This is a genomic window from Epilithonimonas hominis (assembly GCF_003730015.1).
Taxonomy (GTDB): domain Bacteria; phylum Bacteroidota; class Bacteroidia; order Flavobacteriales; family Weeksellaceae; genus Epilithonimonas; species Epilithonimonas hominis.
Genome location: NZ_RJTU01000015.1, coordinates 1 through 26,424, shown reverse-complemented (window position 1 = coordinate 26,424; position 26,424 = coordinate 1). Strand labels below are relative to the sequence as shown.

General features: G+C 39.3%; 27 protein-coding genes. 26 read left to right on the top strand and 1 reads right to left on the bottom strand.

Annotation, left to right across the window (positions count from 1 at the left end; translation table 11 throughout):
• The first annotated feature begins 40 nt into the window (after positions 1–40).
• The 19 genes from EGH73_RS02215 (at position 41) to EGH73_RS02125 (ending at position 20,622) form a co-directional block, all read left to right on the top strand.
• The gene (locus EGH73_RS02215; RefSeq protein WP_123280482.1) at positions 41–4,381 is read left to right on the top strand and encodes a CusA/CzcA family heavy metal efflux RND transporter; all 4,341 of its coding nucleotides are present in this window, start codon (positions 41–43) and stop codon (positions 4,379–4,381) included.
• Between the two features lie 4 nt (positions 4,382–4,385).
• Positions 4,386–5,525 carry an efflux RND transporter periplasmic adaptor subunit gene (locus EGH73_RS02210; protein WP_123280481.1) on the top strand — a complete coding sequence of 380 codons (1,140 nt, stop codon included), beginning with the start codon at positions 4,386–4,388 and terminating at the stop codon, positions 5,523–5,525.
• A 186-nt stretch (positions 5,526–5,711) separates the two neighbouring features.
• The gene (locus tag EGH73_RS02205; RefSeq protein ID WP_317124631.1) at positions 5,712–5,942 is read left to right on the top strand and encodes a hypothetical protein; all 231 of its coding nucleotides are present in this window, start codon (positions 5,712–5,714) and stop codon (positions 5,940–5,942) included.
• Between the two features lie 259 nt (positions 5,943–6,201).
• The gene (locus tag EGH73_RS02200) at positions 6,202–6,810 is read left to right on the top strand and encodes a Crp/Fnr family transcriptional regulator (RefSeq protein WP_089767918.1); all 609 of its coding nucleotides are present in this window, start codon (positions 6,202–6,204) and stop codon (positions 6,808–6,810) included.
• Between the two features lie 66 nt (positions 6,811–6,876).
• Complete coding sequence (locus EGH73_RS02195; RefSeq protein ID WP_123280480.1) at positions 6,877–7,188, top strand: rhodanese-like domain-containing protein; 312 nt, start codon at positions 6,877–6,879, stop codon at positions 7,186–7,188.
• Between the two features lie 5 nt (positions 7,189–7,193).
• A complete protein-coding gene (locus EGH73_RS02190) occupies positions 7,194–7,628 on the top strand; it encodes an OsmC family protein (RefSeq protein ID WP_123280479.1) in 435 nt (144 codons plus the stop codon).
• A 137-nt stretch (positions 7,629–7,765) separates the two neighbouring features.
• Entirely contained in the window at positions 7,766–9,073 is a 1,308-nt protein-coding gene (locus EGH73_RS02185) for a TolC family protein (protein WP_123280478.1), read from the top strand.
• 245 nt (positions 9,074–9,318) lie between these two features.
• Positions 9,319–10,407 (top strand): efflux RND transporter periplasmic adaptor subunit, encoded by a 1,089-nt coding sequence (locus EGH73_RS02180; protein WP_123280477.1) that lies wholly within the window; start codon positions 9,319–9,321, stop codon positions 10,405–10,407.
• A gap of 72 nt (positions 10,408–10,479) precedes the next feature.
• On the top strand, positions 10,480–13,707 hold the full coding sequence (locus EGH73_RS02175) for an efflux RND transporter permease subunit (protein WP_123280476.1): 3,228 nt from the start codon (positions 10,480–10,482) through the stop codon (positions 13,705–13,707).
• A gap of 36 nt (positions 13,708–13,743) precedes the next feature.
• The gene (locus EGH73_RS02170) at positions 13,744–14,049 is read left to right on the top strand and encodes a hypothetical protein (RefSeq protein WP_123280475.1); all 306 of its coding nucleotides are present in this window, start codon (positions 13,744–13,746) and stop codon (positions 14,047–14,049) included.
• Complete coding sequence (locus tag EGH73_RS14075) at positions 14,033–14,224, top strand: DUF6132 family protein (RefSeq protein ID WP_123280474.1); 192 nt, start codon at positions 14,033–14,035, stop codon at positions 14,222–14,224. Before EGH73_RS02170 ends, EGH73_RS14075 begins: the two co-directional genes overlap by 17 nt.
• 18 nt (positions 14,225–14,242) lie before the next feature.
• Positions 14,243–14,449 (top strand): YgaP family membrane protein, encoded by a 207-nt coding sequence (locus EGH73_RS02160; RefSeq protein ID WP_123280473.1) that lies wholly within the window; start codon positions 14,243–14,245, stop codon positions 14,447–14,449.
• Between the two features lie 214 nt (positions 14,450–14,663).
• Positions 14,664–15,248 carry a YciE/YciF ferroxidase family protein gene (locus EGH73_RS02155; RefSeq protein WP_123280472.1) on the top strand — a complete coding sequence of 195 codons (585 nt, stop codon included), beginning with the start codon at positions 14,664–14,666 and terminating at the stop codon, positions 15,246–15,248.
• Between the two features lie 192 nt (positions 15,249–15,440).
• A complete protein-coding gene (locus EGH73_RS14455; protein ID WP_245985375.1) occupies positions 15,441–16,052 on the top strand; it encodes a hypothetical protein in 612 nt (203 codons plus the stop codon).
• Between the two features lie 314 nt (positions 16,053–16,366).
• Positions 16,367–17,062: a VIT1/CCC1 transporter family protein gene (locus tag EGH73_RS02145; RefSeq protein WP_123280471.1), complete on the top strand. Its 696-nt coding sequence runs from the start codon at positions 16,367–16,369 to the stop codon at positions 17,060–17,062.
• A gap of 68 nt (positions 17,063–17,130) precedes the next feature.
• Entirely contained in the window at positions 17,131–17,490 is a 360-nt protein-coding gene (locus EGH73_RS02140; protein WP_245985374.1) for a hypothetical protein, read from the top strand.
• A gap of 190 nt (positions 17,491–17,680) precedes the next feature.
• Entirely contained in the window at positions 17,681–18,511 is an 831-nt protein-coding gene (locus EGH73_RS02135) for an MbnP family protein (RefSeq protein WP_123280470.1), read from the top strand.
• A 22-nt stretch (positions 18,512–18,533) separates the two neighbouring features.
• Entirely contained in the window at positions 18,534–19,580 is a 1,047-nt protein-coding gene (locus EGH73_RS02130) for a cytochrome-c peroxidase (protein WP_184808060.1), read from the top strand.
• 79 nt (positions 19,581–19,659) lie between these two features.
• Positions 19,660–20,622, top strand: coding sequence for a transporter (locus tag EGH73_RS02125; protein ID WP_123280468.1), 963 nt, complete (start codon positions 19,660–19,662; stop codon positions 20,620–20,622).
• Between the two features lie 58 nt (positions 20,623–20,680).
• Here the strand turns inward: EGH73_RS02125 and EGH73_RS02120 are convergent, their stop codons facing one another.
• Positions 20,681–20,869 carry a hypothetical protein gene (locus EGH73_RS02120; RefSeq protein ID WP_123280467.1) on the bottom strand — a complete coding sequence of 63 codons (189 nt, stop codon included), beginning with the start codon at positions 20,867–20,869 and terminating at the stop codon, positions 20,681–20,683.
• A gap of 128 nt (positions 20,870–20,997) precedes the next feature.
• On the opposite strand from EGH73_RS02120, the gene EGH73_RS02115 reads away from it, so the two are divergent.
• From EGH73_RS02115 to EGH73_RS02085, 7 genes are all read left to right on the top strand, one after another.
• On the top strand, positions 20,998–21,513 hold the full coding sequence (locus EGH73_RS02115) for a tRNA methyl transferase PRC-barrel domain-containing protein (protein ID WP_123280466.1): 516 nt from the start codon (positions 20,998–21,000) through the stop codon (positions 21,511–21,513).
• Between the two features lie 31 nt (positions 21,514–21,544).
• Positions 21,545–23,296, top strand: coding sequence for an endonuclease (locus EGH73_RS02110; RefSeq protein WP_123280465.1), 1,752 nt, complete (start codon positions 21,545–21,547; stop codon positions 23,294–23,296).
• A gap of 141 nt (positions 23,297–23,437) precedes the next feature.
• On the top strand, positions 23,438–23,803 hold the full coding sequence (locus EGH73_RS02105) for a hypothetical protein (protein WP_123280464.1): 366 nt from the start codon (positions 23,438–23,440) through the stop codon (positions 23,801–23,803).
• A 225-nt stretch (positions 23,804–24,028) separates the two neighbouring features.
• Positions 24,029–24,298, top strand: a complete 270-nt coding sequence (locus tag EGH73_RS02100) for a YHS domain-containing protein (RefSeq protein ID WP_123280463.1) — start codon at positions 24,029–24,031, stop codon at positions 24,296–24,298.
• 119 nt (positions 24,299–24,417) lie between these two features.
• Positions 24,418–24,972: an SCO family protein gene (locus EGH73_RS02095; RefSeq protein ID WP_245985373.1), complete on the top strand. Its 555-nt coding sequence runs from the start codon at positions 24,418–24,420 to the stop codon at positions 24,970–24,972.
• Between the two features lie 51 nt (positions 24,973–25,023).
• Complete coding sequence (locus EGH73_RS02090) at positions 25,024–25,692, top strand: superoxide dismutase (RefSeq protein ID WP_123280461.1); 669 nt, start codon at positions 25,024–25,026, stop codon at positions 25,690–25,692.
• A gap of 237 nt (positions 25,693–25,929) precedes the next feature.
• Positions 25,930–26,217, top strand: coding sequence for a helix-turn-helix domain-containing protein (locus EGH73_RS02085; protein ID WP_123280460.1), 288 nt, complete (start codon positions 25,930–25,932; stop codon positions 26,215–26,217).
• Positions 26,218–26,424 lie beyond the last annotated feature (207 nt).

Sequence of the window (26,424 nt, the reverse complement as noted above, 5' to 3'; positions counted from 1 at the left end):
TCAATTATCTATCATCTGCTAATAAGCTCAACAAAACATTATGCTTACAAAAATCATTGAGTTTTCTGTAAAGAATAAACTCATCATTGCGCTGTTGGTTTTGGGATTGATAGGCATTGGTTCCTATCAGGTCACCAAACTTCCGATAGACGCAGTTCCCGACATTACCAACAATCAGGTTCAGGTCATCACCATTGCTCCTTCGTTTGGAGCAACAGACATCGAAAGACTTGTGACATTTCCCATAGAACAGGCGAACAATAACATTTCAGGATTAAAAGAAATCCGCAGTTTTTCACGATTCGGTTTATCGCTCGTTACCATCGTCTTTGAGGATGATGTAGATATTTACTGGGCAAGACAGCAGGTTGCAGAAAGGCTGCAGCAGGTTCAGAGCCAGATTCCGCAGGGAATCGGAACCCCCGAATTAGGTCCTATTTCCACAGGTTTAGGCGAAATTTTCCAGTACGTGATCCGTCCCGAAAAAGGCTACGAGAAAAAATACGACATTACAGAACTTCGCATCATTCAGGACTGGATCGTAAGAAGACAGCTTCTCGGTGTAAAAGGCGTTGCCGAAGTCAGCAGTTTCGGAGGAAAATTAAAGCAGTACGAAATTGCTGTCAATCCCGACAGATTAAACGCTTACGGAATCACCATCAACGATGTTTTCGATGCTTTAAACACCAATAACCAGAACACAGGAGGAGCTTACATCGAAAAAGGCCCCACTGTTTTATACATCCGGAGCGAAGGTCTGATCGGAAATATTGAAGATATAAAAAATATAGCAATTGCTTCCAAAACCAATGAAATTCCGCTGTTCATAAGAGATGTTGCAGAGGTGAAAACCAGTTTTGCAACACGATACGGTGCAATGACGTTCAACGATCAGGGAGAAGTTTCCGGAGCAGTGGTGATGATGCTGAAAGGCGAAAACAGCAATCAGGTCATTAAAAACGTGAAGGAAAAAATCGCACAGATCCAGAAAACCCTTCCGAAAGGAGTAGTGATAGAACCGTTCCTTGATCGTACCAAAATGGTAAACAACGCCATCGGAACCGTAGAAAAAAACCTAACAGAAGGCGCATTAATTGTTGTTTTTGTTTTGGTTCTGTTCCTAGGGAATGTACGAGCAGGATTGCTTGTGGCGTCCGTAATTCCCCTCGCAATGCTTTTTGCCATCTGTATGATGAATCTTTTCGGAGTCAGCGGAAACCTGATGAGTCTCGGTGCACTAGATTTTGGATTGATTATCGACGGTGCGGTGATTATTGTAGAATCCGTCTTGCATCAGTTCAGTCATAATTCAAAATTCAAAAAAATATTCTCCGTTGGAAAAGAAGAAATGGACACCATTGTTACCGATTCTGCCGGAAAAATGATGAACAGTGCTGTCTTCGGTCAGATCATCATCCTTATTGTTTACCTTCCGATTCTTACCTTACAGGGAATTGAAGGAAAAATGTTCAAGCCGATGGCTCAGACGGTGGCTTTTGCTTTATTAGGCGCATTTTTACTTTCGTTAACCTACATTCCGATGATGAGTTCTTTGCTGTTGAGAAAAAGAAGCTCAAAACCAACTTTATCATACCGGATGATGAAAAAAGTAGAGAAACTCTATCTTAAAACACTGCTTAAAATCTTAAGAGTTCCGAAAATGGTATACTCCATTGTAGCAGTACTTTTCGTATTGGCAATTTTCATTCTCAGCAGAATGGGAGGAGAATTTATTCCTTCCCTTGAAGAAGGAGATTTTGCGGTAGAAACCAGAGTTTTGCCGGGAAGTAATCTGAATACAACCATTGAAAGTACCCAAAAAGCCGCTCATATTCTGAAATCGAGATTTCCCGAAGTACAAAAAGTCGTGACAAAAATCGGAAGCGGGGAAGTTCCTACAGATCCGATGCCGATGGATGCAGCCGATTTAATGGTGATTCTGAAAGATAAAAAAGAATGGACTTCTGCATCTACATTTCCGGAACTGGCGGATAAAATGACCAAAGAATTACAGGACGTTCCCGGAGTAACGGTAAGTTTCCAGTTTCCGGTGCAGATGCGTTTCAATGAACTGATGACGGGAGCAAGACAGGATGTCGTGGTGAAAATTTTCGGTGATGATCTGGACGTTCTTTCCCAAAATGCTCAAAAACTCGGGAAAATTATTGAAACCGTAGACGGAGCGCAGAATCTTTACATCGAACCGATTGCAGGAATGCCGCAGGTAACCATAGAGTACAACCGTCCTGTTATTGCACAGTATCATTTATCCATTTCCGACATCAACCGGATTGTGAATGCTGCATTCGCAGGGCAGAGTACAGGTCTCGTTTTCGAAGGCGAAAAACGTTTTGATATGGTTGTTCGTCTCGATTCCAAAGTCCGTAAAAATGTGGATGATATTAAAAATCTGCTCGTTCCGACTCCGTTTGGTAATCAGATTCCGCTTTCCCAGCTCGCAAAAGTTGAGGTAAAAAATGGACCCAACCAAATCCAGAGAGAAAATGCACAACGCAGAATTGTCGTTGGATTTAACATCAAAGGAAGAGACGTTCAGAGCATCGTAGAAGAACTTCAGACTAAAGTAAACAAAGAGATAAAACTTCCGACAGGTTATTATATGACTTACGGAGGTTCTTTTGAAAACCTGAACAATGCAAAACAGCGTCTGATGATTGCCGTTCCGGTTGCTTTGGCACTTATTTTTGTGATGTTGTTCTTAGCATTCGGCTCGGTGAAAGAAAGTCTGCTGATTTACACCGCAATTCCACTTTCAATTATTGGCGGCGTATTTCTTCTGGCTTTGAGAGGAATGCCTTTCAGCATCAGTGCAGGTGTTGGATTCATCGCTCTTTTCGGAGTGGCAGTTCTCAACGGAATCGTTCTCATCTCAGAATTCAACAGATTATATAAAAGCGGAATCCGGAATATCGTAAGAATTGTAATTGATGGCGGAGAGTCCAGACTTCGTCCGGTTCTGATGACGGCTTTCGTGGCATCTTTAGGATTTATTCCGATGGCATTAAGCAACGGAGCCGGAGCGGAAGTTCAGCGTCCGTTGGCAACTGTGGTGATCGGAGGCCTGCTCGTGGCAACCTTTCTTACCCTTTTTGTACTTCCACTTCTTTATGTAACCATTGAAAAAGGATTTAAAATGAAAAATAATCACAAAAATATAACGGCTGTATTCATTTTGCTATTCAGCTTTGCAGGATTTGGACTTAAGGCACAAACGCCAATCAATCTTCAGACTGCGATCAATACCGCACTGGAAAATAACAGAAATCTTAAAAACGAAAAGCTGAAATCTGAATATTCCAAAGCTTTAATAAAATCGGCTAATGATATTCCGCAGACTGGTGTGACGTTCGATTACGGACAGATCAACAGTGCATACAACGATATGAAATTTGGCGTTTCCCAGAATATTGCTTTTCCGACGGTCTATAAAAAACAGAAAAATGTATACAGCGAAGAATGGAAAAAATCTCTGCTGAATGTTTCCCTGAAAGAATATGAACTAAAAAAAGCAGTCAGCCTTACCTTTTACAACATTCTGTACTGGAAGGAAAAAGAAAAACTGCTGAATGAAATCCTGAAACTGTACACCGACTTTTCAGACAAAGCGAACCTTCGTCTGAAAGCCGGGGAGAGCAATATTCTGGAAAAAACAACCGCTTCAAGCCAGAAATCGGCGATAGAAATTCAGTTAAAGCAATTGCAGCAGGAATTAGTAGTATTAAAGATCCAGTTTCAGTGGCTTTTGAATACAGAAACAGATTTCATTCCCGAAGATTCAAAATCTTTTGTCAATTCTTTAAACGAAAAACTGGCGGATCATCCTTTACTGAAAATCTGGGAACAGCAGAAAAACATTTCCACAGAACAGATTGCGCTGGAAAAAGCAAAAATGCTTCCCGGACTGCAATTGGCGTACAACCTGAACAGTTTTAGAGGTTTGGGTCCGGACGATAAGTTATATGATGCGACACCTCAGTTTCATTCGGTGCAGTTGGGTGTTTCGCTTCCGATTTTTTCAGCAGGTCAGAAAGCGAGAATTGAAGCAGCAAAAGTTGAGTTGTCTGTTGCAGAAAGTGAGCTGAAAAATGCGGAATTCAACTTTCAGAATCAGCTTAAAAAAGCCAGAGAAATCTGTCAGTCCAATCTGGAAATTGTTTCAAAATATGAAAGTTCCGACCTTAAAAATGCAGACGTCATTACCGAAACGGCGAAAAGACAATTCATCGGCGGTGAGATCAATTATCTTGAATTTGTGATCCTCGTAAATCAGGCAGTACAGCTTAAAAACAATTATACCGATGCAGTGTGGAAGCTTAACCAAAGCGCCATTGAACTGGAATACCTTACTTTAAATCCATAAAAAAATGAAATCAATTTCAATATATACCTTGTTAATCAGCTTTTTTGTCTTCGTCCAATGCAAAAAAGAAGAAGCACCAAAACAGGAAAAAAGCTTCCCGAAGGACGAAAGTGTAGTGACTTTAACCGATGCTCAGTTAAGAAATGCACCGATAGAAACAACCACACTTTCATTACAAAATATCGCTTCTACCCTGAAATTAAACGGAATGATCGATGTTCCGCCACAAAATCTGGTTTCTGTAAGCATTCCGCTTGGCGGTTATCTGAAATCCAGCAATCTTCTTCCGGGAATGCCGGTTTCCAGAGGTCAGGTGATCGCAGTGATTGAAAATCCGCAGTTCATTCAGCTTCAGCAGGATTATTTAATGGCAAGATCCAAAGCGCATTTTGCAGAACTGGATTACAACCGTCAGAAAACCCTGAATCAAAGTCAGGCAAGCAGCGACAAAGCGATGCAGCTCGCCCAGTCTGAAATGAACAGCCAGAGAATTCTGATGAACTCATTGGCGCAGCAGCTCAGACTCATCAATGTCAATCCTGAATCTCTAAAATCAGGAAGCATTACGAAAAGTGTTCCTGTTTACAGCTCCATCAATGGTTTTGTAAGCAAAGTGAATGTGAACATCGGGAAATATGTAAATCCTTCGGATGTGCTTTTTGAGCTCATCAATCCCGACGATATTCACCTGAATCTTAAAGTGTACGAAAAAGATCTGGAAAACCTGAAAAAAGGACAGCGTTTTGCAGCGTACACGAATGCAGATCCAGACAAAAAATATTATGGGGAAATCCTTCTCATCAGCAAAGATATCAGTCAGGGCGGTTTGGCAGAAGTTCACTGCCATTTCGATCAATACGACCACAGTCTCGTTCCGGGAATGTATATGAATGCCGAAATTGAAACCAGCACCTCTTTTTCCAATGCGGTTCCGGAAGAAAGCATCGTGAATTTTGAAGGCAAAGACTTTGTGTTTGTTGAGGTTAAAAAACAAACGTACCGATTGACTCCGGTGACTTTGGGAGAAACGGAAAACGGATTTACACAGATTCTCAATTTTGATGATTTTGAGAATAAAAAGATCGTGACCAAAAATGCCTACACGCTTTTGATGAAACTTAAAAATACGGAGGAAGAAGAATAAAATATTAAGTTTAAAGTAATTTGATATAATTAATCGTCAGTTAAAAAATGTAAAGTCTGTGTAGACTGATTTTCAGAATTAATTTAAACAATAAAACAAGCTGAACAATTTATATAACATTTTAGCATTATAATCCGGATTAATTTAAAAGTCATTTTTAAAGGAAGATTTTATACCTTTGATTGGGTGAAAAAGCTGATTTCCATATTATTACTGTCCTTATTCTTGGTTTCTACAACCGAGTTGTATCAGCTTTGGAAAATACCTACTCTTGTGGAACATTACTGGGAGCACAAACAACTTAACCCGGAAATGCCGCTGATTGCGTTTTTCAAAGCACATTACGATCATCCTGCAAAAGACGGAGATTATGGCAAAGACAGACAACTGCCGTTTGTAATTTATTATTTTAAATGAAAAAAAATAATCATAAGTGTTGTTCATTTTTACGGAGCAGGAATCAGAATCAGTCCGAAGAACGGTTTATTCGGCGTAGAAAGACTAAATATGTTGGAAATAAGATACGGACATTACACAAAATCCATCGGGATGAAATCTGATACTATTTCGTTAAATTTAAGGTTTAAATAAAAAATTCAGAATGATAAATGTCTGTCAAAAATTATTCGACGGGCATTTTTAATATTAATAATATCTTTGTGTTTATATTTACTCTATGAATTTTCAAAAAATATCTGACCCCGAATTCCGAAAAGAAATTGAAGCAAGCAAAGCTTTAAAATTGTTTCCTGCGGGTAGCGTAATTCTTGATATCAATTCTTACATCAATTATATTCCGCTGGTGCTCTCAGGAAGCATAAAAGTAATGCGTACTGATGAAGACGGACGGGAAATTCTTCTTTATTATCTAACTCCCGGCGAAAGCTGTATTTCTTCTATACTTTCCGGGCTTACTCAGGATACTTCAAAAGTGAAAGTTGTAGTAGAAGAAAACGCCGAGATTCTTATGATTTCCCTTCAGCAGGCGAAAGACTGGCTCAGGAAATATCCGGAATGGACGGATTTCATCTTTGGACTTTACCAAAGAAGATTTGAAGACTTATTGGAAGTGGTCAATGCAGTTGCTTTTCAGAAAGTGGATGCAAGATTATTACATCTTTTAAACCAAAAATCGCAGCTTTATAAATCCAAAGAACTTTCTGTAACCCATCAGCAACTAGCAGATGAACTTGGAATCACTCGCGAGGCGGTAAGCCGTGTTCTGAAACAAATCGAAACCGAAGGCAAGATAAAACTTTCCCGAAATAAAATTACGCTATTGTAACTTACATCACTGACGGATATTATTCCTGAAGGTAAATTTGCATCATCAATTTAAACAATCATTAAAATGTTAGATGCAATAAAAAACCTTTTCGGGATGGATAAAACCGATTACGCAGAACTTGTGAAAAAAGGAGCTTTGATTTTAGACGTTAGAAGCAAAAGTGAATATGACGGAGGACATATCAAAGATTCCATTAATATTCCTGTAGATCAGCTTCAGAAAAATCTCTCGAAATTAAAAGACAAAGACAAAACAATAATCACTTGTTGCGCTTCCGGAATGAGAAGTGCTTCTGCTAAAAGTATTTTGCAGAATAATGGCTATAAAAATGTTCACAATGGTGGTGGCTGGTCAAGTTTAAACAATAAAATCTAATACTGATGGAAGCACATTTTTATAACGTCGATGTAAAGTGGAAAAGTGATCGTAAAGGTGAAATCTCATCATCAGAAATTTCTCAAAAATTAGAGGTAGCCACACCACCACAGTTTCCTAAAGGAATGGAAAATATATGGTCTCCGGAACATCTGTTCACCGCAGCAGTAAGCAGTTGTTTAATGACCACATTTTTAGCAATTGCAGAAAATTCCAAGCTGGATTTTGTCAATTTTGAATGCAATTCTAAAGGAAAATTAGAACAGATTGATGGAAAATTTCTGATGACCGAAGTGATTCTCGAACCTGTAGTTACTATTAAAAATGAATCTGAAAGAGAAAAAGCAGAAAAAGTTCTTCAGAAATCTGAAGCCAATTGTTTAATATCCAATTCCGTAAAATCTAAAATTACAATGATTTCTGAGATCAAATTAGCATAAATGTTTCCATGTATTTTTCAATTAATACCGCCTTTTTTGGCGGTTTTTTTGTCAAGTTCCATCAAATATTTCTTTATGTGATAAAGGTTACTGTGCAGCATTTTGCGTCATCCTATTTTTGCTTTAAAATTAGAGAAATGAGAAAAATAGGCCTACTTATTTTATTATTGACAACCTATTCAGAAGTTTTTTCACAAGAGGTTATTTATATTTCAAAAACAGATCTGGAAAGTAAAATAATCGACAATAATCTTCAGGTAAAAATGGTAAAAAAAGAAGCAGAGCTCGCCCAAGCCGAACTTTTAGGAACAAGAGCAATGGATCTTCCGAATGTGAATGCTTCTTACACATTTTCCAATACCAACAATCCTTTGTATGCCTTTGGTTCAAAGCTCAATCAGGCAAGGATCACAGCAATGGATTTCAATCCGGATAACCTTAATAATCCTAAAAGCATCTCCAATTTTGCGACAAAAATAGAAGTTCAGCAACCAATCATCAATATGGATGCGGTGTATCAAAAAAAAGCCGGACAAGTAAAAGTTGATGCGCTCAACATCAAAACAGAAAGAACCAGAGAATACGTTCAGTTTGAGTTAAAAAAATCCTATATGATGCTTCAGCTGGCTTATAAAATGCTCGAAACCCTTGAAAATGCTAAGCAAACTACACTTGCCAATAAAAAAGTAATCGACAATTATTACAAAAACGGTATGATTCAGAAATCTGAAGTGTTATATATGGATGTAAGGATCAGCGAGATAGAAAGTCAGATTCAGACAGCAAAATCCAATGTAAAAAATGCTTCGGATTACCTTTATTTTTTACTGAATGAAAACTCTGATAATAAAGTGCTAAAGCCCACAGAATCTTTGCAATACGCAGAATATATCGTTGATTCTAATCTGAGCGTAAACGACAATAGAAAGGATTTACAAGCTTATCAAAAATCTCTAGAAGCTTACGGCTGGATGATAAAATCTGCAAAAGCCAAGTTTCTCCCAAAACTCAATGCGTTTGGAAGTTTTGAAATGTATGACAACAAACTTGCCCAATTCAATGCCAACGGTTATCTCGCAGGAATTCAGCTTTCCTGGAATGTCTTTGACGGACTCAAATCGAAAAGCGAACAAGAAAAATATAAAGCAGAGCGTTCCAAGGCAGAAACGGAAATCGAGCAATATACCAAACAAAGTCAGCTAGAACTCAGTAAAGCCAATCGCCAGATAGAAGACGGACAAACGAAGGTCAGTTTTACAAAGCAAGCTTGGGAACAAAGCAAAGAAGCCTACAGAATCCGCAAAAACCGCTACGATCAAGGTTTGGAAAAATCCGCAGATTTGCTTTCCGCAGAAACATTGATGTCCCAAAAAGAGTTAGAATACGAACAGGCTATTTTTGAGTATAACACCGCCTGGGAATATCAAAAATTCTTGAAACAATAAATTTTAGGAGCTATTTCCCGCTGTCCACTGTATCTTTTTCTTTTTGCCAAAGCTTTTTGCCATTTCAAAAAAGAAAAAGTATGCCGTTTCCATCGGGGCTAGTAAGCATATTCTGTTAAAAATTATAATTCTAAATCAATTAAAATAACATCCATTGATGAAATCGCCATTAACAATTTTGTAAACAAAAAACTACAAAGATGGGCGATTGCATATAGCCGATGAAAACAATTAAATATCTACTTATGAAAATATACCTTTATTCCACCTTGATTCTCAGCGCACTTCTGATAGGGAGCTGCTCCTCAGACGAAAAAAAATCCGCACAGAATTCCGATGCGCCAATTTCTGTTACAGTCAGTCATAGCACATCAGGCTCGGAAGGTTCATCTGCCACAGCAAGTGGAAAACTGGTGGCAAAAAATTCAGTCAATATTTCTACCCGAATGATGGGTTATATCACTTCAATGAAAGCTGAAGTCGGACAAAACGTTCAGGCAGGACAACTTTTGGTAAGTATCAATGCCACAGATATTCAGGCAAAAGGCGGACAAGCCAGTGCGCAGATTTCCCAAGCTCAGGCCAATTATAATATGGCTAAAAAAGATTACGAAAGATTTCAGAATTTATATAAATCTCAAAGTGCTTCCCAAAAAGAACTAGATGATATGAGGGCACGCTACGAAATGGCAAGTGCAGGTTTACAGGCTGCGAAACAGATTAAAAACGAAGTGAATGCACAGTATCGTTACACCAATATTACTGCGCCCATTTCCGGAACCATTACTGCAAAATTTGCGGAACAAGGAGATTTGGCAAATCCTGGAATGCCTTTACTGACGATAGAATCGCCGTCATCTTTGCAGGCTCAGGTTTTGGTTTCTGAGCAGAATATCACGATGATTTCCAATGGAATGCCGGTTGATGTCAGCTTAAAATCAATGAACAGAAACGTTTCCGGAACAGTATCAGAAATCAGTAAATCAGCAACGAACACAGGTGGACAATATATGGTGAAAATCAATATTCATAATGCTTCTGATTTGCTTCCGGGAATGTTTGTGAATGCGCAATTCCCTTTCAAAACATCAGGGAAAATAAATCAGGATTTGAATGAAACAATGATGATTCCTACTTCAGCTTTGGTAGAAAACGGTCAGCTTACAGGCGTTTATGTGGTCAGTTCGCAAAATACAGCCGTTCTTAGATGGGTAAGAATAGGAAAAACATTAGGCGATCAAGTAGAGGTTTTGTCCGGTTTGAACTCTAAGGAAACCTACATTGTTTCTTCAACAGGAAAATTGTATAACGGAGTAAAAGTTCAAGTAAAGTAATTCAAAGTTCAGGATTTAAAGTTCAAATTCAATAATACTGAACTTTAAACCTAGAACCTTAAACCTAAAATTATGGAAAAAGGATTCGCAGGACGTATCGCCGAGTTTTTCATCAATTCAAAATTGACCATTCTGTTGATGATTGCTTTGATGATTATTGGCCTTTATAGTTCGACATTAATACCGAGAGAAGAAGAACCGCAGATTATTATTCCGATGGCGGATGTAATGGTAGGTTATCCCGGAGCAAACCCGAAGGAAGTGGAAAGCCGTATCGTAAAACCTCTGGAAAAGATTATTTCCAACATCAAAGGTGTAGAACACATCCATTCTATGGCGATGAACGGACAGGCTATGATTATTGTCCAGTTTTATGTTGGCGAAGATACGGAACGTTCTTATGTAAAGCTTTATGATGAGCTAATGAAGAATAAAAACATCTTTCCGAAAGGTGTGATGGAACCAATGGTGAAAACCCGTTCCATTGATGATGTCCCGATGCTCGGCTTGACTTTGTGGAGTGACAATGCTAATTACAATGACTTTCAGCTTCGTCAGATCGGAGAAGAATTATCTTCCGAAATCAAAAAAATAAAAGATGTTTCTCTTACCAAAACCATAGGTGGCAGAAACCGCCAGTTACAAGTTGTTTTAGATAAAGATAAAATGGCGGAACTGAACGTCGATGCAATTTCTGTAATGCAGATGATTCAAGCCAATAACGGAAGTTCACAATCCGGGAAATTTGATTCAGGCGATTCTGAATATCTTTTGACTACAGGTCAGTTTCTAAACTCTGCCGAAGATGTTGAAAATCTGGTTATCGGAACTTCTCAGAATATGCCGGTCTATCTGAAACAGGTCGCAACAATAAAAGACGGCGCTTCTGATCCTGCCAATTATGTAAGTTTTGGTTATGGAAATGCAGTAGAAAATGGCAAAAAATTCAAATCGGAATATTCTGCCGTTACGGTTTCGGTTTCCAAAGTGAAAGGTGCCGATGCGATGAAAATATCGGAGCAGATTCTTACCAAAGTAGATGAGTTAAAGAAAAATCTGATTCCAAATGACGTACACGTAGAAGTTACCAGAAATTATGGAGAAACAGCTTCTCACAAAGTATCAGAATTATTGATGCACCTTGGCGTTGCGATTTTGGCAGTAACAATTCTTGTGATGTTGGCAATGGGCTGGAGAGGTGGTTTGGTGGTTTTCTTTTCAGTTCCATTGACGTTTGCTTTAACCTTATTCAGCTATTATATCTTAGGATATACATTGAATAGAATCACGCTTTTTGCATTGGTTTTTGTGGTCGGAATTGTGGTGGATGACAGTATCATCATAGCAGAAAATATGCACAGGCATTTTCATATGAGGAAATTACCGTTCAAACAAGCGGCAATTTATGCCATTAATGAAGTCGGGAATCCTACTATTTTAGCAACTTTCACCGTCATTGCTGCGATTTTGCCAATGGCATTCGTATCAGGAATGATGGGTCCCTATATGTCACCAATGCCAATTGGAGCTTCGATTGCGATGATGCTTTCCCTTTTTGTGGCATTAACGGTGACGCCTTATCTCGGTTATCATTTATTAAAGGTAAAAGATGAGCAACATCATAAAGAAGAACAAGGTCTGGAAACAGGCAGAATTTACAAGATCTATAAAAAAATTGAACAACCGCTGTTAGATTCAAAATCAAAACGATGGACGATGATGGGAGTAACTGTGGTTTTACTGTTGGTTTCTGTAGCAGCGTTTTTTACCAAATGGGTAGCGGTAAAAATGCTTCCTTTTGATAATAAAAATGAAATTCAGGTAGTAATCGATATGCCGGAAGGAACAACGCTGGAAAGAACCTCTGCAGTTACTCAAGACATTGCGCAATACCTGAAGACAGTTCCGGAAGTGGTCAATTATCAGAATTACGTGGGCTCTTCTGCACCAATAACTTTCAATGGTTTGGTTCGTCATTACGATATGCGTGGAAGTAGTAATACGGCAGATATTCAGGTCAATCTTTTGCACAAAGAAGACCGTGATAAACAAAGCCACGATGTAGCGAAAGCAATTCGTCCGCAAATACAGAAAATAGCGGCCAAATACGGAGCCAATGTAAAAATAGTGGAGGTTCCGCCCGGACCACCGGTTCTTTCAACAATTGTAGCAGAAATCTACGGCCCTGATTATGAAGGACAAATAAAAGTAGCGAAACAGGTGGAAGATATTCTGAAAAAAACCGATGATGTCGTGGATATTGACTGGATGGTGGAAGCGCCACAGAAAGAATTCAAGCTAGTTCCGGATAAAGAAAAGGCTATGTTGAACGGTGTTGCACCACAGCAGATTGTAGGCAATATAACCTGTCTGATGGGAGAGTATCCAATTGGAAATCTTTACGATGAAAAATCGAGTGATCCTGTAGATATTGTAATGAAATTGAAAAATGCCGATAAATCTAATATTCAGGATATTATAGGACTAAAAGTAAAAGGGCAAATGGGAATGGTTCCTGTGGGCGATTTAGTAAGAGTAGAGGAGAAAGAACTGGACAAAACCATTTACAGAAAAGACCAGAAAAGAGTAGTTTACGTCCTTGCTGATATGGCAGGAAAACTGGAAAGCCCGGCTTATGCCATTCTCGGAATGGACGAAAAGCTTAAGAAAATCCAATTACCAAATGGCTATTCGATGAATGAACTTTATATGAATCAACCAGAAGATGAAAGCAATTATACCGTAAAATGGGACGGAGAATGGCAAATCACTTTAGAGGTCTTCCGTGATCTGGGAACTGCTTTCGCCGTCGTAATTATCGTTATTTATATGCTGATTGTCGGGTGGTTCCAAAATTTCAAAACACCGATTGTGATGATGGTTGCGATTCCGCTATCATTGATTGGAATTGTGCTGGGACATTGGTTGTTAGGCGCATTTTTTACGGCAACATCTTTTATTGGAATGATTGCATTAGCGGGAGTAATGGTAAGAAACTCTGTACTTTTAATCGATTTTATAGAAATCCGTCTCAAAGAAAGAATTCCTATGAAGCAGGCAATAATCGAAGCCGGAGCTGTGAGAACAACACCAATTTTATTAACGACAGGAGCAGTTGTAATTGGAGCAGTCATCATTCTTTTTGATCCTATTTTCCAGGGATTGGCTATCTCATTGGTTTTTGGAGCAATTGTTTCTACATTGCTTACACTGGTAGTTGTGCCATTGGTTTATTATGCTACTGAAAGAAAAAAATGGGAGAAAAGATCCGAATCTGATGATAAGTTTTTTGAAGTATAAACCTTTTAAGTTTCCAATAATTAAATATTTTATTTTATGAAATTATTATTAATCACAGCAATTGAAGAATTTGAAAAAGATGTTATTAACATTCTTAAAAATTCGGGAGTAAGATCATTTTCTTACCAATCTGTAAAAGGTTTTAAAAACGATAAAAACGAAACCAACAACTGGTTCGGAAGAGATGATATTGCTATAGATTCTCTTCTTTTCACGGTTTTTTCAGAGTATAACTGTGTGGATAGCATTTATAAAAATATACACGAATTCAACTCCAAGCAGGAAACTCTTTCCCAGATTCACATTGTAACAATCGATTCAGAAGATGAAAATTTTAAGTAAAAAGAGAGTACCATCGCTTATCGGAGCACTAGTAGGAGCCATTGCAGGATATCTGTATTATTACTTAGTCGGTTGCAGCACAGGAAGCTGTGCAATCACATCCAATCCTTTTAATAGTTCTATTTATGGATTAGTAATGGGCTATCTCCTGGTATCAGTTTTAGATAATAAGTAAAAAAAATAATAAAATTATATGCAAACAAGAATAGTACACGCAGTCGCTGGAACTTTCATTTTGGGAAGTCTTCTTTTAGGGATTTATGTAAGCTCAAACTGGTTTTGGCTTACTGGCTTTGTAGGAATTAATATGTGGATACACGCTCTCACCAACTGGTGTCTGATGTATTGGATGTTAGATAAACTAGGAGTCAGCAATGCAAAAACAAACTGTATTAAATAACATAGATAAAACCGGAACAGTTGTTCCGGTTTTTTTGTTTTGAAATTAGCAAATTCGTTTTATATGTTGATTGAATGCCTGTGGGTAACAGTGTTTGAATAAGTCGAAGTTAATTATTAAATCTATTTATTTTTATTAATATTATTATTTTTATTTGGCATATAAATTGAGTTTATTGATTTATTATTGAAATTAATCATTAAAAATAATAATTATGGCAACTACTAAAACAACAACAGCCTCAAAAACGAAAACGGCTACAAAAAGTACAGCTTCGGCTAAAAAAACACCTGCAAAGAAAGATGCAGCAAAAAATCTGAATGACCTTTTCGAAGACAGTTTGAAAGATATCTATTGGGCAGAAAAAGCGTTGGTAAAGGCATTGCCTAAAATGATAAAAAATGCAACCAATGAAAAGCTAAAAACTGCCATTGAAAAACATCTTGCCGAAACAGAAAATCAGGTGACCCGGCTAGAGGACTGTTTCAAAGCGATAGGTAAAAAAGCACAGGCTAAAAAATGTGATGCAATGCAGGGAATTTTAGATGAAGGTGACAGCATTATTCAGGAAACAGAAGCCGGAACAGTGAGAGATGCAGGCATAATTGCTGCCTCACAAAAAGTAGAACATTATGAGATTGCCACTTACGGAACATTGGCTGCCTATGCAAAAATTCTCCAGGAATCAGAAGCTTTAGAGATTCTTTTACAAACATTGGAAGAAGAGAAAAAATGCGATGAGCTACTGACTCAACTGGCAGATACCAACCTTAATTCCAAGGCAGCAAAAGAAAAATAAGTCTAACTTATCAGTGATTTTCATAAACTCAGACTTTGTAATCTTTCTCAGTATTAAAGTGACTTATAGAAATTACGGGAAAAGAAATGAAATTGAAGAGCAGTTAGCTGCTCTTTTTTTATGAGTGAGATCATAAAAAAACCGAATATAGTTTCATAAATTGAAAGTGTCGTAAAATCAAACTATATAACAATGAAAGCAAAACAGATACCTGGAGTTCCTGTCCAGAAAAAAGGCGCTTTTCACGATACCGAAAGTAAGAGAAGCTTTGAGTCTGAAGAACATGTTGCAAACCATTTTGAGATTCTGAAAGATCGTTTTTTTTCTATCCATCGGTGGAAAGAATATGGTGGGGATTTATCCGCAGATTTCAGGCTATTCGATTGCGTTGGATCTTATGTGGAAAGGATGCCCAGAAAAGGAGATTATATCAGGATTGATATTCCCGGTCCTGGAGATATCAAAGCCAAAGGTTATGATTGGGTAGAAGTGATGAAGATAGATGACAGATGTTATGGTGACGAGCTGGAAAGGTATCTCCTGGTCTGTCGTCCGTCAGCGGTTCCACAGAGTAATGAAGAACATATTGCGCATTTTTATGCCAGAGAATCATCCTCTTCATTTATCATCTCCAGAGGTATAGATTATATAAAAGCGGGAATCTATGGTCGTAACGAAGTTCCTAACATTTCCAGAACTGGATTCTTTGGCAGGATTAGAAATTTATTGGTGTCAATAGGCGGTTTTTTTCAGCTGACCAAAATACAATGGAAAAGTCTTGCAGACGGATTTCTTGATTTTTAAAATTAAAAACTTAAATGCTATTAATCTTGTATTCATTGCTAAATCAGAAGATGGAATTACTATGAAATCACTAATAGTAATGTCTTGTCCTTTGGCAGCTTTTCTTGGCGACACCGAAAACAATTACCTTAAAAAATATATCAAGTAAATAAGCAAATAATCATATCGTCTTAGGATAATAGCGGAATAAAAGTAATAATCTAAACCTTAATTAGAAATACTTCCAGAAGTGCATTAATTTGTAATCAGTACAAATAAACATCGGTTGTTTTGTCATAATATTTATCTAATTTTAAGTTTCTAAATAGAAGGTTATGCACCACCAATTGGAAAAACATTATGTCAATAGAGTAGGCTGGCTCAGAGCATCGGTCTTGGGAGCCAATGATGGCTTGCTTTCTACCACCAGTATTGTCATTGGTGTAGCAGCTGCTTCTCCGGATAGGAACACCATCATTCTAGCGGCACTTGCCGGGATGATTGCCGGAGCAATGTCTATGGCTGCCGGCGAATATGTATCCGTAAGTTCACAGGAAGATACCGAAAACGCAGATCTTTTGAGGGAAAAACGAGAGTTGGAAGAGATGCCTGAAATCGAACTTCAGGAGCTTGCAAAGATATATGAGAAGCGCGGCGTCAGTAAAGAAACTGCTTTGCAGGTGGCAACAGAACTCACTGCACACGATGCTCTGGCTGCGCACGCTCACGATGAGCTGGGAATCAATGAGATCAGTCAGGCAAAACCTTTGCAGGCTGCTCTGGCATCATTCGGATCTTTTGCTTTGGGTGCGTTGTTGCCGTTTGGTGTTTCACTTTTGGCGCCTATCAAGCAAATGGTCTATTTTCAGTATGGCTTTTCTATAGTTTTTCTGATGATATTAGGCGCTGTTTCCGCAAGAACAGGCGGTTCTAAAATTGGGATTGCCGTACTCAGAATTTGTTTCTGGGGAACCGTAGCGATGGGCATCACAGCTTTTGTCGGACATATATTCGGAGTCAGCGTATCCTGATGGGCTGACAATTATCACTCCTATCCTGCTTTTGCAATTCATTTTTTTTGCATAAATAATTTAGTCTTTTGAAGTTTACACAGCACATTCTTCTGGCATTTTATCTGGTGCTGAAACCTCTGGCTACTGTGCTGGATTATGCGGTGAGCTATGATTATATTTCCAAAGTCCTTTGTATCAATAAGGATAAGCCACAGATTCATTGTAACGGTAAATGTTACGTAGGAAAAGAACTGGCAAAAAATGAATCGCAAAACGATTCTAAAACCAAGAACTCCGTACAGAAAGTGTTGGATTTTTATGTTCCGGAAGCTGTAGCAAAGATAGCTGTGCTCCTGAAGCCGACTTTTGCACCACTTCATTTCAATTACCAAGCAGAGTATTCTTATTTGTTTCTATCACACATTTTCAGACCACCGGTTTTTTAATTTAATTTTTTTGGCAATCCCCTTTCCACCGCATATCCTGCGGCTCGGGTCGGGCTATCCACTCATATCTTTTGCTTGCCCAGGCTTTTGTCCTTCGCTGTAAGCAAAAGGATAACCGTTGCTATCCCTATTGCGGGATAAAGCAACGTGCCATTGTACTTATAAAACTTTACAAATTAAAAAATCTAAAATGAAAATCAATAAAATTTTATCCATACTACTAGTCGCTATCACATTTTTCACACTTTCATCCTGCCGGAGTAATGATGATGAAAACGACACCCAAGACACCACTCCTGGAAATCTTCAGGTCAAATTCGAAAACGGATTCAGCGGAATAGGAGACATTGTTCTGAATCAGACTGTTCAGACATCTGCAAACGGACAGAAACACAGATTCTCTACTTTGAAATACATTGTGAGCAATATCGTCTTGATCGATGAAAACGGAAACGAATTCAAATACAATTATAACAACCCGGACAAGGGCGCATTTATCATAGATCAATCCAAAGCTACAGGCGGAATCGTCGCAATTAATCTTTCCGATATTCCTAAAAACAACTATAAAAAAATAAAATTCGGACTCGGAGTTAGCCAGTCGGCTTATCTATTAGGTCAGGACGGACAGGGCATTTTCTGGCAAAAAGCAAAAGAATCCGGAATGGCGTGGTCTTGGGCTGCCGGTTATATTTTTACAAAAATGGAAGGTTTATACGGAACTGCTGCTGCGGATAAAGAATTTATGAATCACGCTGGAAATATGGGAAATACAACAGCCAACGGAACAGCAGATCTTTACAGAGAAGTGACGCTGGATCTGCCTACAACTGCCCGGGTGAGCAAAGATATCACACCATCCATCCATATTTTGGCAGATCTGAATCAGTATTTGAGTGGACAAAACAAACTGACCCTCACTGGAGACAATGATATGGATATGGGATTGGATCAGCATCTGGTGAATGTGAGTGACAATCTTATCAAGATGTTCAAAGTGGATCACGTACACAATGATTAAAAAAATATTTAAATTCCGAAGTATGTGTTTTTGCATTCTTTGGATTTTTGCCACTTTAGTTTTCAGTGTTTTTACAGGCTGTAAAGACGATTTTGAAGGTGAAGCATATATTGCAGATCAAGCCTATGATCTTGAGATTCCCGCTGATTTTCCAGCATTAGCTTTTGACAGGGAAAAGAATCCTGTCACGGTAAATGGTGTGGCTTTGGGGAAGAAGTTATTTTATGAGGGCAGATTGTCCCGTAACAATTCTATTTCCTGCGGCTTTTGTCATATACAGGAAAATGCGTTTACACATCACGGTCATCCGGTTAGCCACGGCATTGATAACAGACTGGGGATCCGGAATGCGCCACCAATTCAGAATATGGCTTTTCTCAGCAATTATACTTGGGACGGCGTAAGCCACGATTTGGACGAACGCTCGTTAGTTCCCATCACTACGGATTTTGAAATGGACAGCTCAATGCCGGAAGTGGTAGGAAAACTAAATACAGATGCCAACTATAAAAAGCTTTTTAAGGCGGCTTTTGGTGATAAGAATATTACGGGAGAGCGAGTTTTGAAAGCGATTTCCCAGTTCATGGCGACGATGGTTTCTGCAGATTCTAAATATGACCGTGTGCTGAAGGGGAAAACCACTTTTACGGCAGAAGAAAATGAGGGTTATCAATTGTTCAGAAATAATTGTGCAAGTTGCCATTCCGGAGCTTTATTCACGGATGAAAGTTTTCGGAATACAGGGATGTATTACAATGCTCAGTATAATGACAGAGGGCGATACCGTGTTACGCTGGATTGGAATGATAACATGAAGTTCCGTGTGCCAAGCCTCAGAAATGTAGAATATACAGCGCCTTATATGCACGATGGTCGTTTCACTACTCTGGAAGCAGTTCTCAATTTTTATTCAGATCAGGTGGAAAATCAGCCCAATCTTGATCCTTTGCTGAAAAAGGATGGTCATGTCGGGATCAGAATGAACCCTTCGGAAAAACAGTATATCATTGCTTTTCTGAAAACCCTTAGCGATCAGAATTTTATTACCAATAAAGCATTCGCAGAGTAATTATCAATGGTGACGAGCTTTAGCCCGTCTCAAATAGTAGAACACTTTTCGGATTTAGCTAAAATTTAATTGTTAAAAAATGAAATACTTTATATTATTCATCATTTCCTTGTTCACTTTTATCTCCATAAAATCAAAAAATATCACGGACAGTCTGTATGTGCCACGCTACGAATCCACATTCTTTACCTCTTCCAAGAGTCAGGCATTTTTTTGTGACGCTTGCGGATGTGCTGCAGGAAACGGGTCGTCAGGATTCGAATCTTTACTGAATCCGCAATTTATCGGGATCAAATATTTTGCGCAGCATTATAAAGCCAAAGAAAACCTTTTTGTAGAGGATCTCACCCAGGATCAGTACTTCAATACCGTTCAGCTTTGGGGGAAAATTCCTGTCACTGAAAAGCTAAGCATCTACGGAAGTATTCCGTTTCAGTTTCATAGCAAAAAAACACTTCAGGGCGACATCAGCATTAGTGGAATAGGGGATGCCAGTCTTATGGGCATCTATGAACTGGTAAAATCTAAAAATTTGTTTCACCAGATTAACGCAGGATTGGGCGTTAAGATTCCACTCGGAAAATTTGACGAAAAAGGAATTACAGGAGTCAATCCGAGTTTTCAGCTGGGAACAGGAAGTTGGGATTATCAGCTTGCAATGAACTATAAATTTCAGAAAGACCGTTTTGCAATGCTCATCAATACAGATTATACCATCAAAACTGAAAATAAAAAACATTATCAGTTCGGAGATCAGTGGAACTATTCTGCTACAGCATTTTACAGACTTTGGAACAGCACGCAAAGTGTTTTGTCCGGCAAGATCGGTTTGCAGGGCGAGGTGTTCGACTGGAACCGCCAGTTCAGTGAGGTGATGCCAAAAACAGCAGGAAGCGCCCTGTATGGAAAAGCTGGTTTTGAAGTATCTTTCAGTAAGTTAAGCCTCGGAACGGAACTGATGTTGCCAGCTTATACCAATCTGGCCGGTGGTGATATTGAAGCCAAATCCAGATTCAGTTTGTTTCTTAATTTTGGTTTATAAAATAATTAAGGAGGGCTTTTTTGCTCTCCTTTTTCAATTGTGATAGTCTCAATAGGATTTACAATCGTTTTTGTTCTGCCGTTTTTTCACCGGCTTTAGCATCCTTTACTTTCTGATTGCCGAAATTGTATTTCAGGTTAATCATAATGTATCTGGCATCTCTGTAATCTTTGAAATACTGATTCTGATCTGCATAATTGGTTAATATTGTATTTCTGTCTGTTCGGAGGATATCATTGAAAACCAATCCTGTTGAGTGTGATTTTTATTTTATTAACAATCTATAGTTCTTTATTTTTCATTAAATTAATAATTTTTATATTAGCGACCTTTTAATAATGAAGGGTTTTTTAATGAAATGATCCCATATTTAGTATGATTAAAAAAGGACAGATAGTGGAAATTCCTGCGGAATCAGCAATCTATCGAGCAGAAGCTCCGGCATTCCCTTCCAAAAGGGATGAGTTGATCTGGAAAGCGTCAAGGAGACAGTATTCTTTGTTTGATGGTTTTTTGGTAGGTGAGCACGATGGTGCAGACCGTTTCAGACTGGGGCAGAGGAAAGGAATCAATGTGGGTGGAAAAAAAGAACCCTTGTATGTGATTGGGATCGATGAAGGGAATAACAGGATTTTTGTAGGGGCAGGCAGTGAGCATCCGGGCTTGCTGACACAGGTCGTTCGCTTGGGGCAGCAGACAGATAGCTTTGATAACTTCAGCTGTTCGGAGGATGCGTTGCAACACGGGGTGCAGATATCATTTGTACCTGCAGCGGGTGACGGGGAGATTGCCGCCAGGCTTTACAGGTTCGATGGTGATTATTTTCTCGAATTCGACCGTTTGGTTCCAGTCACTATTACCGAAAATCCTTTTGTTGTCCGTTTAAAATAAGTATAAACAAAAAAAAATAAATATTTTCGAAATGAAGTTAAAACTTTCTTTTTTTGCTGGTATTGTGTCATTGTTTGCTTTTGCACAGTCGGCGCCATCTTATTATTCTGGTGTCAATTTCAGCAAGACAGGCAATGCGCTGAAAAGCGATCTCGCCACACTAATCTCCAGCACCCACACCAAGACCATTTCCTACAGCGAGTTGCAAACGCTGATGAAAACCAGTGATGTGGATCCTCAGAACCCTGCAAATCTACTGTTGATTTACGGCTCCCAAAGTTCCGGTACTCACCAGAGAAGCCGTCCTATAGGTGGTTCGTGGAACCGTGAGCACGTTTACGCCAAATCCAAAGGTACTCCCAATCTTGGAACTTCGGGTCCTGGTGCAGACGGACATCACCTGCGTCCGGCAGATAATACGCTGAACAGCACCAGAGGAAGTCTTTTATTTGATGACGGAACAGGTGCTACCGCTTATAAGACAAGCCGTGGCGGATGGTTTCCTGGTGATGAATGGAAAGGCGATGTTGCAAGGATTCTGATGTATATGTATGTCAGATACAACAGCAGATGTCTGCCGCTTAACATCACGATGAATCCTTCCACCTATTCTTCTGATTTTCCGGATATTCTACTGAAATGGAATATCGAAGATCCTGTTTCCGATTTTGAAAAGCAAAGAAATAGTGTGGTAGCTCAAACCCAGGGTAACAGAAACCCGTTTATAGATAACGCTTATCTTGCTACAGTGATTTGGGGAGGTCCAGCGGCGCAGAATACTTGGCCGGACACCTTCAGTGGGGGAACCACTTCGGATTCCGAAGCGCCTTCTGCACCTACTAATCTGAATGTTACAGGTGTTACGTCTACTTCGGTGGCATTAGCTTGGACAGCATCCACAGATAATGTTGCAGTTAGCGGTTATGATGTATATGTGGACAATGCATTCCAAACGTCTGTTACTTCCACTTCAGCAGCCATCTCAGGTCTTGCACCTTCCACCACATACACGCTATATGTCGTGGCGAGAGATGCTGCGGGTAATAAATCCAATAGCAGCGCTACGGTTCAGGCTCAGACACTTGGTACAGATAATCCTGATGGTACACCAACCACCTGCGGAACTGAAGATTTTGAAAACATTCCAGCTACCAATTCTTCTTATGCGGAAAGAACGTGGGTAAACAAAGGCATTACCTGGACTGCTACCAATGCCAGAACAGATAAGCAGATCCACATCGATGGTGATAATAACAGAGCGATTTGTTTGAGAAAAGGTACTTTGACTTCTTCTACCATATCCGGAGGTATCGGATCATTAACGGTAAAAACTTACCTTCCGTTCAGCGATGCAGAAGGATCATACACACTGAAGGTAAATGGTGAGGTAAAAGGGCAGATTCCTTATTCTAAAACAGCTAAAAGCTATACCATTAACGATATCAATGTAGATGGTAATGTAGTCATTGAGCTGGTGGATAATACAAGCAGTAACAGGGTTTCTTTTGATAACCTTTCCTGGACATGCTATACAAAAATGGCAGTAAGTGAGCAGGTGTCTAAAAACAACAAACTTACGGTTTATCCTAATCCTGTGAAGAATGGCGAATTGTTCATCAGTGGTATCGGGAACAATGAAGCGGTACAGATTTATAATGCAAACGGGCAGTTGGTGCAGACGGTTAGTGCTACTGCCAATGAAAAAATAAATGTAAGAAAGCTGTCCAAAGGTGTTTATTTTGTAAAGACTAAGACAGGAGGCAGTAAAATCATCGTGGACTAAGCCATTTGGTTTTAGAAAATAACCTTAAGGTCGGGAGCTTGCTTCCGGCCTTTTTTTTATCCAAACAGCATCTGATGATCATATCTGTTAAACTGTCAAATATCATTGCTTATTGTGTTTTAAAGCAATACATTTGTTAAGTTGAAAGCATTATTTTCTATATGTATTGTACTCATTGTTGCACTTCGTCCGGTGCTGCCGTTGCTGGACTATACCATCAATTACACCTACATCAGAAAGAATATTTGTGAAAACAGAGCGAGACCGGAACTGAACTGTAACGGGAAATGTTACTTGGCAAAACAAATCTCCGGATCTTCTCAGAATTCTGACAAACAATCGGTGCTGAAGCTTTCTATCATTTCGGAAACATTCACAGCGGAAGACATCTTAACGGTCCCGATTCCGGATTTTAAAGCTGGAGCGGATGATCCTTATGTTTCTGATGCCTCATTGTATCAGTACTTGGCTGTATCGGGTATTTTTCGCCCGCCACTCATTTCATAGTTTCTCAGCTTGTTCATGCAATGAAATTAGTTGCACCAAATTAATTATTGGAACTATCCCTTAAGTGAATAGGATGACCATCTAACCACGCTTTCTGTGAGCAGTGCTTCGGCAAGCTTAAGAAAAATCATCATTACACATCGTCGTATTGCAGTGTTGTCACATTTACACCGCAGACGCCGTTATAAAAGGGATCAGTCCGTTAATCATTCAATCAATTTTAAAATGAAAATCAATTTAATCATATCCTTGCTTTTGGTATCCATATTGTCCTGTGCACAGGAAACACCCAAAGTGAAGCATGTTTCTAAAAGGAAGCCTAAAACAGACCTGAGAGGCGTGAAAGTCATTAACGCAGACGATCCGGTCTGTCACATGAAAACTGCGGAATTTCTTAAAGATACAGCAGTTTATAAAAGAAAGATTTATGGCTTTTGCAGTGACCATTGTAAAGCCGAATTTAAAAAGAATCCGGTAAAATACGCTGTAAAATGAAGCCTCAAAAAAGGTCCATTAGCAAAAGCAAGCTCATAGCACCAATCATTGTCATTGCGGTATTATTTTTGGTGATAGGAATTGGAACCAGTTATTTCCGTAAAAGCCTTTATACGGTAATGAAGGTACCGGATTTTCAACTGACAGACCAGAACGGCCAAAAGATCTCCAATAAAGATATGCTGGGCAAAGTTTACCTGGTTGAATTTTTCTACAGCCGCTGTCCTACGATTTGTCCCGTTATGAATTCTAATATGAAATACATTATGACAGAGATCAACCGTCCGGATTTTGGAATCGTATCCATCAGTATAGATCCTACTCATGATACGCCAGAGGTGCTTAAAAATCACGCCAGAATGATCGGCGCGACTTGCCAAAACTGGCATTTTGTATCGGGAGACCGGGATTATATTGGAAATCTGGCAGATCAGTTTGATATCTACGTTGGCGATAAAGAAGATCAGAGCGAGAGTCTGAACCACAGCGGTATGATTGCGCTGGTAGATAAGGACGGTAATCTGCGTTGCAGGTTTGATGAAAATAATAGGCCGGTACTGTATTATTCGGGGCTTAACTATGACGATCCCGAAGGCACCAAAACCAGTCTGCGGGGCAAGTATCATCCGGACAGAGAAAAACTGATAGAAGATATTAAAAAACTGTTGCAGTAAGCAGCAGAAACACGAATATATTTGAATAATTTAACAATAAGTCAATTGGATATGAAAGTATTAAAAATAGCAGCGGCCAGCTTTTTAATGGCTGCACAGTTGGTGTCGGCACAGTTTAAGCAGACAGCGCTTCCTTATGCATACAATGCACTGGAAGGATCTATAGATGCGCAGACGATGGAAATCCATTACACCAAACATGCGGCAGGATACGCAAGTAACCTGAACAAAGCCGTTGCAGGAACACCGCTGGAAAAAGAGAGCCTGGAAAAAATACTTTCCCACATCTCCAAAGAGAGCCCGGCAGTACGAAATAATGCGGGTGGCCATTATAACCACGAGCTGTTCTGGACCATCCTTACACCTGAGAAAAATACAATGCCTTCCGCGAAACTGGCTAAAGCGATCAATGATAACTTTGGAAGCTTGGATGCACTGAAGGAAAAACTGAGCAAGGCTGGCGCTGACCGTTTTGGATCCGGCTGGGCCTGGTTAGTGGTTACGGCAGATAAGAAGCTGGCAGTGACATCTTCCCCGAATCAGGATAATCCGCTGATGGATGTGTCGGAGATAAAAGGCACGCCTGTCTTAGGAATCGATGTATGGGAACACGCCTACTACCTAAAATATCAGAATAAAAGAGCAGACTATCTGAACGCCTTCTGGAACGTTGTAAACTGGAAAGAAGTGAGCCGCCGGTATGAGCAGGCTGTTAAATAATCATTGATGCACCACTAAAAAAAGCACAGCCAAGGTTGTGCTTTTTCATTAGATAGCTTATCACTTCACAAGGCATCACATCGTAGGGTACCGCGTGTGGTACTTTTGCCTGACATCAGACCTCCACGGGCTAGGGTGGTATGGATTGATATCACCCTTCAGCAATATTCTTAATGGTAATTTTTTACATATAAAAGAAGTTTATTAATTTTATATCACAAACTAATTAATATTATTATGAAATCTAACTTAAACCCCGAAGACGAGAATCTATTGATGCTGATAGCCCAATATTTAGAATTCAACAGTCAGCAAATGCAGTTGCTCACCAATTGGCTGAAAACCAATGAAAAATCTGTAAAAAATAACCTCATAGACAGTGCCGAACTCAAACAGCTGTATCACATCAGCGACAGCACCATTTATCGCCTCAGGAAAAAGGGTAAGCTGAGTTTTACTAAATTAGGTAACAAGTATATGTACTCCCGCAGTGCTATTGAAAACCTGATGGAGCAAGAGCCTTAAAAGCCACCGTTTCATTTCAATGCATTACCCCGTCCTTAGTGGGACGGGGGTGTATTGCTTTGGTCCCAAAGCTATCTGGCGGTAATAAGAATTTAATGTCAAAAAATATCGGTGTTGCCCGCCTCATCTGCGAGAACACTAAGCTCAAAAGTTACTACGCTTGTCACAAGGTTTACCATACTGCTAAATAGTCGTTCCTTAACAAAA